General features: G+C 41.5%; 16 protein-coding genes. 7 read left to right on the top strand and 9 right to left on the bottom strand.

The genetic code is table 11. The features are described 5' to 3' along the window. Positions 1–14: 14 nt before the first annotated feature. Positions 15–830, top strand: a complete 816-nt coding sequence (locus ACQRBH_RS03025; protein WP_427743453.1) for a carbohydrate ABC transporter permease — start codon at positions 15–17, stop codon at positions 828–830. Next, positions 830–1666, top strand: coding sequence for a carbohydrate ABC transporter permease (locus tag ACQRBH_RS03020; protein WP_427743454.1), 837 nt, complete (start codon positions 830–832; stop codon positions 1664–1666). Before ACQRBH_RS03025 ends, ACQRBH_RS03020 begins: the two co-directional genes overlap by 1 nt. Before the next feature lie 79 nt (positions 1667–1745). On the opposite strand, the gene ACQRBH_RS03015 is transcribed toward ACQRBH_RS03020, so the two are convergent. Then, positions 1746–2771, bottom strand: coding sequence for an NAD-dependent epimerase/dehydratase family protein (locus ACQRBH_RS03015; RefSeq protein WP_427760848.1), 1026 nt, complete (start codon positions 2769–2771; stop codon positions 1746–1748). Between the two features lie 184 nt (positions 2772–2955). Here ACQRBH_RS03015 and ACQRBH_RS03010 point away from each other — a divergent pair, with 184 nt between their 5' ends. After that, a complete protein-coding gene (locus ACQRBH_RS03010; protein ID WP_427743456.1) occupies positions 2956–3288 on the top strand; it encodes a DUF3784 domain-containing protein in 333 nt (110 codons plus the stop codon). Between the two features lie 353 nt (positions 3289–3641). Then, entirely contained in the window at positions 3642–3884 is a 243-nt protein-coding gene (locus ACQRBH_RS03005) for a Fic family protein (protein ID WP_427743457.1), read from the top strand. Between the two features lie 4 nt (positions 3885–3888). On the opposite strand, the gene ACQRBH_RS03000 is transcribed toward ACQRBH_RS03005, so the two are convergent. The 5 genes from ACQRBH_RS03000 to ACQRBH_RS02980 all read right to left on the bottom strand — a co-directional run bounded on the left by ACQRBH_RS03000 (position 3889) and on the right by ACQRBH_RS02980 (position 8934). Then, positions 3889–4914, bottom strand: coding sequence for a TRAP transporter substrate-binding protein (locus tag ACQRBH_RS03000; RefSeq protein WP_427743458.1), 1026 nt, complete (start codon positions 4912–4914; stop codon positions 3889–3891). 10 nt (positions 4915–4924) lie between these two features. Further along, entirely contained in the window at positions 4925–6214 is a 1290-nt protein-coding gene (locus tag ACQRBH_RS02995) for a TRAP transporter large permease (RefSeq protein WP_427760847.1), read from the bottom strand. After that, a complete protein-coding gene (locus ACQRBH_RS02990) occupies positions 6215–6823 on the bottom strand; it encodes a TRAP transporter small permease (RefSeq protein ID WP_427743461.1) in 609 nt (202 codons plus the stop codon). Positions 6824–6912: 89 nt separating this feature from the next. Next, positions 6913–7674, bottom strand: coding sequence for a type I 3-dehydroquinate dehydratase (aroD, locus tag ACQRBH_RS02985; protein ID WP_427743462.1), 762 nt, complete (start codon positions 7672–7674; stop codon positions 6913–6915). 51 nt (positions 7675–7725) lie between these two features. Next, positions 7726–8934 (bottom strand): MFS transporter, encoded by a 1209-nt coding sequence (locus ACQRBH_RS02980; protein WP_427743463.1) that lies wholly within the window; start codon positions 8932–8934, stop codon positions 7726–7728. A 243-nt stretch (positions 8935–9177) separates the two neighbouring features. Here ACQRBH_RS02980 and ACQRBH_RS02975 point away from each other — a divergent pair, with 243 nt between their 5' ends. The 3 genes from ACQRBH_RS02975 (at position 9178) to ACQRBH_RS02965 (ending at position 13172) form a co-directional block, all read left to right on the top strand. After that, a complete protein-coding gene (locus ACQRBH_RS02975; RefSeq protein WP_427743465.1) occupies positions 9178–10062 on the top strand; it encodes a LysR family transcriptional regulator in 885 nt (294 codons plus the stop codon). Positions 10063–10184: 122 nt separating this feature from the next. Continuing rightward, entirely contained in the window at positions 10185–12206 is a 2022-nt protein-coding gene (locus tag ACQRBH_RS02970; RefSeq protein WP_427760846.1) for an FAD-dependent oxidoreductase, read from the top strand. A gap of 75 nt (positions 12207–12281) precedes the next feature. Beyond that, positions 12282–13172: a quinate/shikimate dehydrogenase gene (locus ACQRBH_RS02965; RefSeq protein ID WP_427743477.1), complete on the top strand. Its 891-nt coding sequence runs from the start codon at positions 12282–12284 to the stop codon at positions 13170–13172. A 54-nt stretch (positions 13173–13226) separates the two neighbouring features. Here ACQRBH_RS02965 and ACQRBH_RS02960 read toward each other — a convergent pair whose 3' ends face one another. The 3 genes from ACQRBH_RS02960 to ACQRBH_RS02950 all read right to left on the bottom strand — a co-directional run bounded on the left by ACQRBH_RS02960 (position 13227) and on the right by ACQRBH_RS02950 (position 15055). Further along, positions 13227–13892: a nitroreductase family protein gene (locus ACQRBH_RS02960; protein WP_427743467.1), complete on the bottom strand. Its 666-nt coding sequence runs from the start codon at positions 13890–13892 to the stop codon at positions 13227–13229. A gap of 112 nt (positions 13893–14004) precedes the next feature. Beyond that, positions 14005–14163, bottom strand: coding sequence for a hypothetical protein (locus ACQRBH_RS02955; RefSeq protein WP_427760845.1), 159 nt, complete (start codon positions 14161–14163; stop codon positions 14005–14007). Between the two features lie 76 nt (positions 14164–14239). Further along, complete coding sequence (locus tag ACQRBH_RS02950; RefSeq protein WP_427743470.1) at positions 14240–15055, bottom strand: SIR2 family NAD-dependent protein deacylase; 816 nt, start codon at positions 15053–15055, stop codon at positions 14240–14242. Between the last annotated feature and the right edge of the window lie 81 nt (positions 15056–15136).

Below are 15136 nucleotides of genomic sequence, written 5' to 3'. Positions count from 1 at the left end.
CCATGATTCTTATCATGGGTGTATTAGTATTTTATCCGATCATTGCTACATTTTCATACAGTTTAAAGAAATGGAAACTGACAGCTCCGGGAGATATTCACTATATAGGAATTAAGAATTACATTGATATTATTCAGTCAGATTCTTTTTGGTACAGTCTCCAGAATACAATCTTTATCCTTGTGTTTGTTGTTGTCTTTACAACGATATTTGGATATCTGGTGGCAGCTTTTCTAAATGTTGATGTGAAATGGTCTGGTTTGTTATTGGCATTAGCGATTCTTCCGTGGGCATTGCCGCCTTTTGTAAATGGTATCTTATGGAAGTTTGTATTTTTCTCTGGATATGGATTTTTGAATAAACTTTTGATTGGCATTGGAATTATCAGTAAACCAATTGAGTTCTTAAGCTCAAGATGGACACTTCTGCTAGTGATTTCCATTGTGGTTGTCTGGAGAAGCATCCCTTTTATGGCGCTCGTTTGTCTGGCCGGACGTCAATCGATTCCTGACAGTCTGTTTGAAGCAGCAAAAATAGACGGAGGTACATCAAGGACTATTTTCTGTCATATTACGATGCCGCTTATGAAACCTTTCCTTGCAGTAGGAATTACTTCAACATCGGTAACAGCAATCAATGTGTTTGATGAAATTGTGGCTCTTTCGGGATACAGTGATCTAGGAAAGAATATCTTAATGGAAAGTTATCTGACCACATTTACATTCCTGAATTTTGGAAAAGGAAGTGCCATGACATACATTGTAATGTTCTTCGCATTGATTCTTGGAATATTCTACTTGCGAAGCCTAAATAAGGAGGTGGAATATTGATGAAATATGCGAAAAAAGTCGGATATGTTCTGGCTACGATTTTGTTCCTGATTTTCACGGTAGGGCCTTTTGTCTGGACCTTTATTATATCCATTACACCTGATTACGCAATTTTTGCGCCGACGAGCAAGCTGCTGCCAGATGATATGATATTTTCCAATTATGTGGAGATGTTTTCCGGAAGCCGGAGAGGAAATACTTTTTTTACTGGAATGTTTAATTCTTTAAGGGCAGTCTGTATTACGCTTTGCATCGGGATTCCGATTGCGATGATGAGTGCCTATGCATTAAGTAGAATGGAATTTAAAGGAAGGAAGGTTATTAAGAATCTTCTTTTGGTAACAATGGTTATTCCTGTAATGGCAACGATTATTCCGCTGTATCGTATGTTTGCAATGGCAAAATTGTTGAATAATATTGTCTGGCTCAGTATGGTGTATGTGAGTTCCTACCTTCCAATGGCAACCTGGCTGATTTCCAATTATTTTGCGACGATTCCAAAGGAGTTGGAAGAGGCAGCTATGATTGATGGATGCGGAAAAGCGGCTTCGTTTTTCCGAATCATATTGCCGCTTTCCTATCCAATTATATTATCAGTCACGCTGATTATGTTTTTAAATACCTGGAGCCAGTTCCAGATTCCACTGATTCTGGCATCTTCTATGGAAACAAAGCCAATGGCAATAGTTGTATCAGAATTTATGACCAAAGATTCCATACAGTATGGTCTGATTGCAGCTGCAGGAATGATTGCATTGATTCCACCGGCGGTGACGGCACTGTTCTTCCGGAAATATCTGATTTCTGGTATGATGAGAGGCTCTGTAAAAGGGTAATAAGTTATAAAAATATATATTCATTCGAGCATCCCGCAATACATGCCTTCGGCTGGCGGGCTCTGCTCGATAATGTATTTTATATACCAGCTTTGGAGGATTCCAGAGCATTGATCACGCGATCACACCAGGCATCAAATTCTGGATCAGGTATCTGGCATTCTTCAGGGTGGGATAATACATAATCAAGGGCAATTCGTACACCCTGGTCGAGGCGGACCGTAGTTCTCATATCAGGCACAACTCTTTTTAGTTTCGTGTTGTCAAATACGACAGAGACAGATTTGTCACCAGTCAGTTTTCCTTCGAAATCATATCCATATTTATCACCAACTGCAGAGAGATAGTCTGAAGCTACATGGTAAGGGTGAAGTGTCACGCCCAAAGCATCTGCGCTTGTCTGATAGATCTGATTCCATGTAAGAGTTTCATCTCCGGTAATCTGGAATGCTTCTCCGATTGCATGACGATTGCCCATAAGTCCGGTATAACCGATTGCAAAATCTGTATTAAATGTCATCGTCCATAGAGAAGAACCGTCTCCGTGAATAATGACCGGTTTTTCTTCGAACATTCGCTGAACGACCTGCCAGGAACCATTCTTTCCATGGACACCCAATGGAATACGACGCTCGTCATAGGTATGGCTTGGACGGACAATGGTTACCGGAAAGCCTTCTTTTCGATACTTATCCATCAGGAATTCCTCACAGGCAATTTTATCCCGGGAATATTGCCAGTGTGGATTCGCAAGAGTAGTGCCCTCTGTGATCAGATAATTGGCAGCGGGTTTGTGGTAGGCAGAAGCAGTACTGGTAAAGATATACTGCTTAGTTTTTCCTTGGAACAGGCGGTAATCGCGTTCTACATCTTCTACATGATACCCGATGAATTCACAGACAGCGTCAAAAGTCATATCCTTGATTGCTTCTGCAACAGCTGCTTCATCATGAATATCAGCAATAATCTGATGAACGCCTTCTGGTACAGCCTGTGTCCGGCTGCCGCGATTGAGAATCCATACTTCCCAGTTCAATTCTTGTATAAGCCTTTTTACGATAGCGGTACTGATTGTACCTGTTCCCCCAATAAATAATGCTTTCATAATGTAAGTCCCTTCTTTCTTCAGAATCCTTTCCCTCAACTTTTTGTATATTATATCGTGTGATTTGTTTGAAGATTAATTAGATGATATCAACAGGTTACTAGTTTATTTTATCATATTTCTAGTATATACTATATCAATAGGAGTGGATTTTTGCAAAAGATGCGAAAAAGGAGGAGTTCGAATGAAACTGGCGGATGTATCAAACGGATCAGATTGGATTGTATGGGTAGTGTTTGTAATCTTTGTAGTCATCTCCATCGTTCTGCTCTCCGGACATGGGAGCTGGTTTATTGCCGGTTACAATACAGCTTCAAAAGAAGAAAAGAAAAAATATGATGAGAAGAAGTTATGTAGGACGATGGGGATTGGAATGGCAGTGATCTCCATCCTGATTCTTATCATGGAATTGTTCGAAGATGTATTGCCGGTTAGCTTTGTATATATCTCGGTGGGAATTATACTGATTGATTGTCTGGTGATTATTATCGTAAGTAATACGATCTGTAAAAAATAGATGCGGATGCTTCATCGGCAATAAATTGGTGTGAATAGAATAAAAGTTGTATGTATCATCCATTTCAGAAAAGATTGGACTCATTACGGCAATCAGTAATCTGGACGCAAAACCACATTCGAGAAAGAACAATCGTATCAAGTCCATTCATTCTTCACTGAAAATTGAAGCAAACTCTCTCTCTTTGGGACAAGTCAGGGATGTTATCAATGGTAAGAATGTATTGGGAGAACAGTGTATTTTTATGGCACCACCTGCACGGTTTGTTCCGCAGTTAATGAATGAACTTTTTAATTGGATGAAAGAAGTGCACGGCTATGTTCATCCACGGATTTTAAGCAGCGTATTTCATTATGAATTTTTCTGCCCAAATCAGTGCGGATAATAAGCAGCTTTCTGAATATATCAAAAAGCTGCTCGGAGTAATGGAATATGATATTTCGTATACAAGTAAGACCCTTATGGAAAAACTAGGATTGAGATCAAGAGAGGGCTTCCGCAGAAATTATCTGAGTCCGGCAGTAGATATGAATCTTATTCGAATGACGATTCCTGATAAACCTAACAGCAGAAATCAAAGATATATGAAAGTATAATGTTTTATTCCATTCCCAGATATGTGTTATAGATATCTTTCGAGATATTTGCTTTGATATCTTCATACACATTCTGGGATTTTTCTCGGATTTCATCTCTTACTTCATCAGATAGTGTGATGATCTCTGTGCCGCTATTTTCAATTGTAGCAATTCGCTCAGCAATTCTCTCATCTGACTGTTTTCGGGCATATTCTGTTGCAATCTTTGCTGCCTGAGTCATGATGTCCTGTTCTTCCATAGAAAGATTCTGGAAAAATTCGTCATTTACGATCAGAGAGATCAGATGTGGCAGGTGGTTGGTCTCCACCACATAATTCTGCTGTTCATATAGCTTATTAGATACGATGACTTCATACGGATTTTCCTGTGCATCAATCGTGTGCTGCTGAAGTCCGATGTAGACTTCGCTGAAGCTCATTGGCGTCGGGTTGGCATGTAAGCTTTTCCAGAATGCCAGGTGGTAGCTGTTTTCCATGGTTCGAATCTTCTGGCCCTTAAAGTCTGCAAATTCATATACTGGCATGTTGGTACTCATGACACGGAACCCCTGATCAGCCATTCCCAGAAGATGGTAACCGCCTTCCGTGTACACATCACTGATCAAGTCGAAAAATTCTGGGTCATCTAAGGTCTCTCTGCAATCGTCCAGTGAATCGAATACACATGGCAGGTCAAAAACTGCGAGATCAGGCATGAAGGTTACCTGAGGAGCAGTGTTTTGTACAATGAATGGGATATCGCCGTCTGCGCAGGTCTCCAGAAGATCACGGTCACCTCCGAGTGTAGAGTTGGGATAGACCTGAATCTTCATCTTTCCGTCACTGAGACGTGAGACTTCTTCCGCAAATTTTTCGGAAAAGATCTGAGTAACGGTGTCTTCTGGACTTGCAGTGGCAAGCGGCCATGCGTAACGCTGTACATCCTCTTCTTCACTGGAATTACCACAGCCGGTAAGGAACAAAGAAGAAGCTATTATAAGGACAAGGCCGGTAGATATTAAACGCGATTTTATATTACGAAATTTCATTTCATGCCTCCTATAATAATGCCAGAGAAAGTGTCGGGATGAATGTAATCAAAAGTAATGCAGCTAAAAAGTATACAATCATTGGCATAGCTTTCTTCGCAATTGTCATGACCGGAACATCTGTTAATGAGCTGGCAACAAAAAGATTTACTCCGATTGGAGGAGTTACAAATCCAATAGCAAGGTTCACTACCATGATTACACCGAACTGAACTGGATCCATACCAAGATTCGTAACGACCGGAAGTAGTATTGGTGTCAGGATCAGAATGGCAGGTGTTGTATCCATGACCATGCCCACGATCAAAAGGAACAGATTAATGACAAAAAGGATCAGGACAGGACTTTGGAAATTACTGCTGATGAATTCACTGACCGTCTGAGGAACCTGCATCAGTGTAAGGACTCTTGAAAACGCAGTGGAGGCTGCCAGGATGAAAAGAATCGGTGAAAATGTCTTTACTGCTTCCTGAAGAATGCTCCAGATATCTTTGATGCAGATGCTCTTATAAACGAACAGACTGATAAACAGTGCATAAAATACGGAGATAACTGCAGCTTCGGTCGGAGAAGCAATCCCACTGTAGATACATCCCAGAATAATCACAGGACTCAGGATTGCAAAGAAGCTCTCTTTTACCACCTTAAATAAGCCTTTATCATGTAATCTTTTTACTTCTGCATGAATCTTCGCTTTATCTTCACCATTACGTTTACAGTAGAAGATAGCATAGAACATAAGAAGTCCGCCGATCATAAGTCCGGGGATGATACCTGCCAGAAAGAGGTCGCTTACAGATGCACCGGAAGCCATTCCGTACATGATGAATGGAATACTTGGTGGAATAATGACACCTAAGCCCCCGGCAACAGCGACGATTGCAGTGGAAAAAGTAAGATCATAACCAAGGCTTGTCAGAATGGGAATCGTCATACTTCCGACAGCTGCAACCGTTGCAGGAGCAGACCCGGAGATCGCACCATAAAAGAGGCAGGTCACGATTACTGCACAGGGCATACCGGCTGTCAGGTTTCCAAGGAAGTAGGCAAATATATCGAACAGCTTTCTGGAGATACCACCTTTGGCCATAATAATGCCAGACAGAACGAACATGGGAACCGCCAGTAAAGGGAAGGAATCCAGACCGCCAAACATCGCACGAATCAGATATTTTGCTCCGACAGTAAAGGATGGATCAAAGACGGACGGAAGTACGGATGTGATTCCAAGCGTAATAGATACAGGAATCGCAATGACAAGTCCGATTACAAATATGATAAAAAGTAATACGACTGGCATTTATGGAACCTCCTTTTCTGAGTCTTTTGTATTATGGATGTAGTTGTCCATTTCGGATTTACTGTCAACATTTGCCTGAATAAATGATTCCGGAGTGTTTCGTTCCGGGTGTGCCGGGTCAAAGACATTCTCACCTCTGGCAATACGGAATTCAATGATCCATCTCTGCAGGATTCGGAATGCAACCAGAATAAAAGAAACAAAAGGTGCTGCCTGAACGTAATACATTGGAATAGAGCAGGCAGGGGATACCTGACCGCTTTCTACGGCAGACATCATATAAGAATATGCAAAAGGAATCATGTAGATAAAGAATATCAGCTCGAAGGTATGGTTGATAACCTTGATGACTGCTTTCCCGCGCCGTGGAAATATTGCGACAAACTGTTCAATCTTAATAGATAAGCATTTTTTGCTGCAGTAACTAACACTGAGAAAGCCGCACCATATAAACAGATAGCGTGTTAATTCTTCTGACCAGGACAGAGACATTCCCAGTGCATAACGGCAGAAGACCTGTATGCCCATGATGAGTGTCATTCCGATCAGGAGAATGATCAGAAGAAATTCTTCAAGATTTTCATCCAGCCAGTGAATTGCTTTTTTCATTTTTACCTCCTTGCAAGATATCTGATAACCTGACTATTGCCTGAAGCCCGTTATGGACTCCAGGCAATAGTCAGGATTTTTTCTGATTTTTATAATGCGTTATGAAGTAATTCAAGAACAGTGCTTAAATCATTCACGCCCATCTGTCCTGGAGCGGAAGCTTTCTTTGCAGCACCAAAAGTCAGTGCAGAACCGAATACTTCACCGCAGAGACGACTGATTACACCGGTACCTGCCATGGACATGGTAATGATCGGTCTGTCAGCATATTCGGATGCCATTTCCTCTGTTGCGGCAAGAAGTGTAAGTACATCCTTTTTATTCTGAGGCATTACAGCGATTTTTGGAATATCAGCGCCCAGATCCTGCATTTTTCTAAGGCGGCCTATGATATCGTCCTTATCAGGAGTTTTGAAGAAATCATGGTTGGATGCCACAACCTTCACACCTGCAGCATGAGCACCTTCAATAATCTCTTTTACGATCTCATCACCGGTGAATACTTCAACATCGATCAGGTCAACATATCCTGACTGGGCAGCTTTAATATTTAACTGTGCATAAGCTGCATCCTCAATTGCCTTTTCGCCACCTTCCTTGGAAGTACGGAATGTCATCAGGATCGGTGTATTTCCCAGAGCATCTCTTAAGTCTTTCAATACATCGAGTACCTGATCAAAGTCAAATACACCTTCGAACCAGTCAACACGCCACTCTACAACATCAACAGGAATAGAGTCAAATGTCTTTGCTTCCGCGATGATGTCTTCTTTGGTTACTCCGACGATTGGTACACATATTTTCGGGACGCCGGCACCGATTTCAATATCTCTAACACGAACTGTATTCATAGGATTGTCCTTTCTTTTTACATGTATAAGTTGTACATTATTATAATGAAATTATTCGGCTGATGCAAGTTCCACCATTTTTGCATAGCGCAGGTTTACAAATACTCCAAGAAGTACGCCGATTGCGGTAAGAATGATGTTCATCGTCATAACGCCAGACGGACTCATCTTTGAAGCTGCTGTTAAGATTGTATAGTTACAGAGTGAAGATGCGATCATAACTAATGCAGTTACCGTACCTTTGATCTTCGGGAAGAGCATATTACATACAGAAGTTGCAATCTGAAGAAGTCCGCCTGCTCCTGCCCATCCGATTACGAATGCACCAGCGATGCAAAGTGTCTGTGACTTGCCCATGAGTACCAAGATCATGGTTGCAAGACAGATTGCCGGATAGACCATAATGAAGCGGACATCTTTAATCTTACGTGTCAAAAGTGCAGTTACGATCAGTGCGAGCATCGTTCCCATGGAGTAGTAGGTCTGCATGATAGAAGGATCAGCCCAGCCTACCACTTCTTTGGCAAAATTCTGTGCACAGTTCAGCCATAACTGGAAGGTACCAGTGCAGGTGAATCCAATCAGGATCATGGCAACGGATTCGATGGAGAAATGTGTTTTCTTCAGGCTTTCCAGTAAGCCTTCCTTTTTCTCCTTCTTTGCATCTGCATCCGGAAGAGGTGCAAAGAGAATCAGAATCACTAATACAATGTAGCAGATACCACAACCAATGAATAATGGATTATAAGATACAAGACCGGAAGCAGATGTTGTTACGGCAATACCGAGCACGAATGGAAGCAGCATCTGAGAGATAGCGATAAAAAACTTGATTCCCATCGTTGCAACACCAGGTGCAGAGTAGAATACTTCAGCAACAGCCGGGTAGATACCAGTATCAAGGAATGAATTGGCAATACCGCCGAGGATTGCGCAGATGTAAGCAATCTGGTAACCGCCATTTGCTCCTGCATTAAAAGCAAGTGCAAGACCGATTAAGTAGATTGCGTAAGAGGCACCTCCGATTACACAGGAAATGCGGCGTCCTAACTTGTCAGAAAGAGGACCGGCGAATGGAAGAGCAATCAGTCGCCCAAGACCTAATGCGGCAGAGATTGCTGTGATTGCCATTGCTTCTACGCCCCAGCTTGCTGCCAGAGCATCTTTAATGACAGCCTGTCCCAGAATCGAACAGCCGACACCATGGATAAAATAGTTCAGGTACAGAATCAGTGCACTTGGTAAATACTTTTTGTTCATTGGTAATGTTCTCCTTTTTGTGTTTTGTTTTCTTAGTATTCTGTCACAAACATAAGAAATGCAGCACTCTATCGTTAAAAAACTAACGATTTGTTGTTTATATTTTATCAATGTATGTACAGAATTTCCAATACTAATATGTGCAGAAATTGATGCATTCAGGCTATTGAAATGTTATAATTATAGAAGAAAAAATTATAAATACATTGGCGCGATAGAAAAAATCTATAGTAGGAGGTGCGTATGACACTTAATCAGATCTATTATTTTCAGACGGTTGCCAGATATGAAAATTATCGAAAGGCAGCAGAGGAACTTTATATCTCTCAGCCATCCTTGAGCCGTTCCATTGCGTCTTTAGAAAGCGAGCTTGGGGTCTTGCTTTTTGAAAAAAATGGAAGAGGGGTCAATCTGACAAAAGGTGGAAAACTATTTTTGGAATATGCGGACCGGATTATTGATGAATGTGAGATTGCGAAGAATAAGATGAAGGAAATGGCAAGCGACGGAGGAAAGATTGATATTGGTTATGTATTTCCGCTTGCAAGTCACTATATTCCTCATAACGTCAGAGATTTTCTTAATAAAAAAGAAAATAAGAATGTTACATTTAACTTTTTTCAGAATCATACGAGTGCGATTGCAAAAAAGGTCAGATCTGGTGAGCTGGATGTCGGCTTCGGCGGATATATAGATAAAGAGGAATTTGAGTTCTTTCCTGTATTATCAGAAGAAATGGTACTGATTACACCAAAAGGGCATGAATTAGAATCTCATAAAAAAGTCTCTATCCAGGAACTCCGAAATTATCCGGTGATCGGATATGACCGGGAATCCTGGCTTGGAAATTACACGAAGCAGCTATATCGAAGGCTGGCATTTGCGCCCAATATTGTGGTGGAGTGCCCGGATGAACATTCCATTGTGGCTTTGGTGAGTGAAGATTTTGGAATTGCACTTGTTCCGGCAATTGAGGAGATCAATGAGAATCGTGTTAATATTCATAGATTTGATGATATTGAATTAATGCATCACACTTTCATGTTCTGGATGCGGGATCGTTATCAGCTGCCGGCCGTAGAAAGATTTATCGAATATATGAAGCAGAAGGCGCTATCATTGGAATGATAGCTTTAATGTATTGATAATTGACATAAAATGTATTTTACGTTATTGGTTTGCGGGATTATAATGAAGTCGTCACAAACAGAAGAGATGCCTTTCACAAATAATGATAAGGAGAGGGATTCATGAAAACAAATTATCCTAAGATATTTGAACCTTTAACAGTAAAAAGAATGACGATCCGTAATCGTATCGCCATGACTCCGATGGGAACTAATTATGGGGAGACAAGCGGTGAGATGAGTAACCGTCATATGAATTATTATTCCTTGCGTGCAAAAGGCGGAGTTGGCCTGATCATCTTAGAGAATGCCAATGTAGAATATCCTGTTGGTTCCAATGGAACAAGTCAGATTCGTATTGATCATGACAGTTTTATGCCACGTTACTACCAGCTGGTTGAGAACCTTCATAAGAATGGTGCGACAGTTGCGATTCAGATTAACCATGCAGGTGCATCTGCTTCTTCTGCAAGAACCGGAATGGAGACGGTATCCTCTTCCAATATTCCAACAAAAGTTGGTGGAGAGATTCCTCGTCCAATGACAAAAGAAGAGATTCTTACAACTGTAAAGAAATATGGGGAAGCTGCAAAGAGAGTGCAGGCAATCGGGTTTGATGCTGTAGAGATTCACTGCGGACACTCATATCTGATGAGCCAGTTTATTTCCCCATATTATAATAAGAGAACCGATGAATTCGGAGGATCTGTAGAGAACCGCCTGCGTTTTCCACGCATGGTCTTAGAAGAAGTACGTAAGCAGGTCGGACCCTGGTTCCCAATTATTGTACGTATCTCAGCAGAAGAGCGTGTACCTGAAGGAAATACGTTAGAGGATACTCTGGAATATCTTCAGTATCTGGATGAATTTGTGGATATGTATGATGTATCCTGCGGCCTGAATCCATCTCTTCAGTATCAGATTGATTCGAACTATCTGCCGGATGGATGGCGTTCTTATCAGGCAAGAGCTGTCAAAGAAAAGTTTGGCAAACCTGTCATCAATGCCGGAAACTACCGTGACCCAGAGGTTGTAGAGAAAGTCCTCGAAAGCGGAGATGTAGATCTCGTCGGTATGGGACGTGGATTGATCGCGGATCCGGACTGGGTAGTAAAAGTCCAGAAAGGTGAAGATGATATGATACGAAAATGCATCTCCTGTAACGTCGGATGTGCCGGAAACCGTATCGGTGTGAATCGTCCGATTCGCTGTACAGTCAATCCTGCAGTTCCGGAAGGAGATATCTATAAGAAATTAAGAGTTAAGAAAAACTGTAATGTAGTTGTAGTCGGCGCAGGTACTGCAGGTCTTGAAGCTGCATGTACAGCAGCAGAAGTCGGATGTAATGTATTCGTACTGGAGAAGAAAGATCATGTTGGAGGATTATCTACATTTATTTCCGACCTTCCAAGCAAGACGCGTATGAAAGACTTCCCAAGATATCTGGAAAAACGTGCTGAGAAACTGCCGAACTTATACATGTTCTTAAATACAGAAGCTACCATTGATAAGATTAAGAACTTTAAGCCGGATATCGTTGTAAACGCGACAGGTTCTGTACCATTGGTTCCACCAATCCCAGGCCTAAGAGAGAATATTGCAGCCGGCAATGTAGCGACCATCTTTGATATGATCAATAACCTGAATGCAGGGAAGTACCCAGATGACTTCTGCAAAGGGAAGAAAGTTGTTGTTATGGGCGGAGGATCTGTAGGACTTGATGTGATTGAATACTTTGCACCACGGGGAGCAGAATGTGCTATCGTTGACATGCTTCCGCAGATTGGTATGATTGCGGATCCGATTACAAAGTGTTCGATGCGTGAGACCCATGACAAATACGGTGTGAAAGAGTACGTGAATACAGCACTCCAGGAAGTAAAAGAAAATGCCTTTGTTGTAAAGACTCCAGAAGGCGAGATTAAAGAACTGGAATTTGACCTTGGATTTAACTGTCTGGGAATGAGAGCAAATAATCCACTCCTTGCAGAATTAGAAGAAGCATTTGCCGATACAGATACTTATATATACCAAATCGGAGATTCTGTTCGTGCTCGCCGCATTATGGAAGGAACCATGGACGGCCGTGCGATCTTGAATGTACTCGAGTTCAAAGGATTATTAGACCTGGATGAGATAAAGTAGAATCTTTGAAATAGAAATAAAAAATAGATAAAAAAGTAAATTCAATAAAGGTAAACAGAGAGAAAAGAGGTAATAATCATGCCAAATATAACAGGACATACAGAACTAGTTGGATTGATGGCTTATCCGATTCGTCATACACAGTCACCTACGACACACAATCTTGCATATGACAAGAATGGCGACGATGTGATTCAGCTTGCTTTTGAAGTAGATAACGATTCTCTGGAGGCAGCAGTAAACAGTATCCGTGCGTTAAAGATGCTTGGATCTAACATCTCCATGCCAAATAAAACAGTCGTTCACAAATACCTGGAAGAAGTTGACGAAGCAGCACAGCTCTGTGGAGCCATCAATACCGTTGTAAATATGCGTGATGAAAATGGGCAGGTTACGGGAAGATTAAAAGGATATAACACTGACGGTATGGGATACTGGCGGGGAATCAAAGAAGAAGGAATTGACTTTAAGGGAATGAAGATGGTTCTGATTGGAACGGGAGGAGCTGCTACAGCCATTGCTGTTCGGGGAGCATTGGATGGAATTGCAGAACTTCACATCTTCAATATTAAAGATAAATTCTACGCTCGTGGAGAAGAGATTGTTGAAAAGATCAATCATAACACAGAATGTAAAGCAACCATGAATGATCTTGCAGATCTGGATCTTCTGAAAGAAAAAATGCAGGAAGCAGATATTTTCTGCGATGCGACAGGAGTAGGAATGCATCCGTTGGAAGACCTCTCAAATATTCCAGATACATCCTTCTTCCGCCCGGATCTGATCGTAACCGATACGGTATATGCTCCACGCGAGACAGTCATGATGAAGCAGGCAAAAGAAGCTGGTTGTACAAGAGTATATAACGGAATGAGTATGATGCTCTTTCAGGCATTGATTGCCATTGAGCTCTACACCGGGAAATCCACTGATGTAGAATACATGAAAGAGCAATTAGGAATCTAATCATAAGAATATCCCTCCATAAAAATAACATCAGGGTAAACCTGATGTTATTTTTTAATTCCAGTGAAAGTTTTCTTTACCTGCCCCGATTTCAAAATGGTATTTTACGATGCCGAGATCTATTTTACTGTAGAATCCCATTCCTGCCTTGGCACTTACCGTGTCGCCATCCAAATAGAACTTGAATTTCTGCTGGTTCATAGCAGTAGGTGCAAGAAGAGCGGCTTCTATGCCTTTTCGGAACCAGTCTGGAACTGGTCCGTCGACCTGTGTTACAGCATCAAAGGATTTGGATTTGTGTGGCACACCCTGGTTCTTGCCGTAACCAAGGGAAATCACAATACACAGCTTTTCGCCAGGAGCAATGGAATAAGCAGTCTTGATTTTACTGTAAGTCATTGCGACCCAACAGGTATTCAACCCTAACTGCTGTGCTTTCAGAACAAGACGCTCTCCATAATAGCCGGCCTTTTCATCAAGGTCGGCTGATTTCTTTCCAATGATGGCAATATAGTTGGTGACTCCGCTAAATTTCCCGTAATGTGCCATAAAGCCGTCAAAAGCTTTTGGTTCATTGGCTATAAGCTGAATATGCATTCCGCTTTCCTTATTGCAGGCAGTAATCTCTGTCTGCAGTTCAGAGAGAATATCTGCTTCTATCGGTTTATTGTAGTATTGACGAACACTGTGACGTTCGTTCATGGCTTCTGTTAAATTCATATCTCAGTCCTCCGTTCTGCGTTCTGCGTGATTCATGACTTCTTTGGCATGTTCTAACATATGAATCAGTCGATTCATTGCATCCATATCCGCATCAATATAATAATAATTCTTAGTTCCTTCGCGATGCGTCTTCAGAATTGCATTGCCCCATCTTCATCATTTCCAGCATAATATGCTGGCGGTTTTCATCTCCAAGAGCAAGTAAAATCTTTCGGCAGCTTTCGAATTCCTCTGCCAGATGTACGATATCGTCATTATATGCGGACAAGGGACATACCTCCTTCGATTAATCACTTAAACCACTATACCATATTTTCGGAGGAAAAGTTCATTGGTAAAGAAAATCAAGACGAAAGCGCGAATCCAATATCTTCATTGATACATATACTTTGAGTTTCAATCTGTTTCGGACATATGGCCTCTCCATGATTAATACTGATATAGGTAGCTTTTGGATTCTGGGCTGTCATACGCCAGAAGGGATATTTGATGATGCCTGGAGTGTTGTTCCCGACTCCAAGTTCCAGATACAGGATGTTCCCGTGCCTGTATTTTTGAAGAAAATCTTCATAGTGTCTGGCGGCTTTATACCATCCTTTATCCTGTACAAAAGAATCATCACAGCGCAGGTTCATGGTCATGGGTGCGCCGCATACAGGACAGTAAGGAATCAGTTCCGAAGGGATCATCATATCATGCTGTCTGATAAGCATCTGTCTGACCGTATCTTCGTTATCATAAGTTTTCGCGTGACAGGCTTTGGAGCATTGCCAGAGACCATAATCTCCCTGTGTGTAAAAAAGACGGGCTTTGTCAAAGCCTGCACGCTGAAACTGATGGTCTACATTGGTGGTCAATATAAAATAATTCTTATCTTTTATGAGGTTAAGTAGTTTTTGGTAGACTGGAACAGGTGCATTCACATAACGATTATAATAGATGTGACGGCTCCACCATGCCCAGTATTCTTCCAGAGTGTCAAAGGGATAAAACCCACCGGAATATATATCTGTAATCCCGTATTTCTGTTGAAAATCTGAAAAATACTGTTCAAAGCGCGCTCCACTGTAGGTCAGACCAGCGGCAGTGGAAAGCCCTGCGCCTGCACCGATCAATATAGCATCTGCGCGTTCCAGTTTCTGTTTTAATTGTTCGATCATCGTCTTAACCTCGCTTTTTTATTCATTCTAATCCAAAATCCACTGCCTGATCAATGTCTTTAGTTGGTTTCTCTTAATAAA

Origin of the sequence: Bariatricus sp. SGI.161 (assembly GCF_050313695.1) — a bacterium.
Lineage (GTDB): Bacteria > Bacillota > Clostridia > Lachnospirales > Lachnospiraceae > JAFBIX01.
Note: the sequence above shows the minus strand (reverse complement) of the source record. Positions and strands in the feature narration are given on the sequence as shown.

Coding starts and splice junctions, on each gene's coding strand:
- ACQRBH_RS03025 (WP_427743453.1), top strand. CDS start 15: ATGGGTGTATTAGTATTTTATCCGATCATTGCTACATTTTCATACAGT.
- ACQRBH_RS03015 (WP_427760848.1), bottom strand. CDS start 2,771: ATGAAAGCATTATTTATTGGGGGAACAGGTACAATCAGTACCGCTATC.
- ACQRBH_RS02995 (WP_427760847.1), bottom strand. CDS start 6,214: ATGCCAGTCGTATTACTTTTTATCATATTTGTAATCGGACTTGTCATT.
- ACQRBH_RS02970 (WP_427760846.1), top strand. CDS start 10,185: ATGAAAACAAATTATCCTAAGATATTTGAACCTTTAACAGTAAAAAGA.
- ACQRBH_RS03020 (WP_427743454.1), top strand. CDS start 830: ATGAAATATGCGAAAAAAGTCGGATATGTTCTGGCTACGATTTTGTTC.
- ACQRBH_RS03005 (WP_427743457.1), top strand. CDS start 3,642: ATGAATTTTTCTGCCCAAATCAGTGCGGATAATAAGCAGCTTTCTGAA.
- ACQRBH_RS02980 (WP_427743463.1), bottom strand. CDS start 8,934: ATGAACAAAAAGTATTTACCAAGTGCACTGATTCTGTACCTGAACTAT.
- ACQRBH_RS03010 (WP_427743456.1), top strand. CDS start 2,956: ATGAAACTGGCGGATGTATCAAACGGATCAGATTGGATTGTATGGGTA.
- ACQRBH_RS02975 (WP_427743465.1), top strand. CDS start 9,178: ATGACACTTAATCAGATCTATTATTTTCAGACGGTTGCCAGATATGAA.
- ACQRBH_RS02960 (WP_427743467.1), bottom strand. CDS start 13,892: ATGAATTTAACAGAAGCCATGAACGAACGTCACAGTGTTCGTCAATAC.
- ACQRBH_RS02990 (WP_427743461.1), bottom strand. CDS start 6,823: ATGAAAAAAGCAATTCACTGGCTGGATGAAAATCTTGAAGAATTTCTT.
- aroD (WP_427743462.1), bottom strand. CDS start 7,674: ATGAATACAGTTCGTGTTAGAGATATTGAAATCGGTGCCGGCGTCCCG.
- ACQRBH_RS03000 (WP_427743458.1), bottom strand. CDS start 4,914: ATGAAATTTCGTAATATAAAATCGCGTTTAATATCTACCGGCCTTGTC.
- ACQRBH_RS02950 (WP_427743470.1), bottom strand. CDS start 15,055: ATGATCGAACAATTAAAACAGAAACTGGAACGCGCAGATGCTATATTG.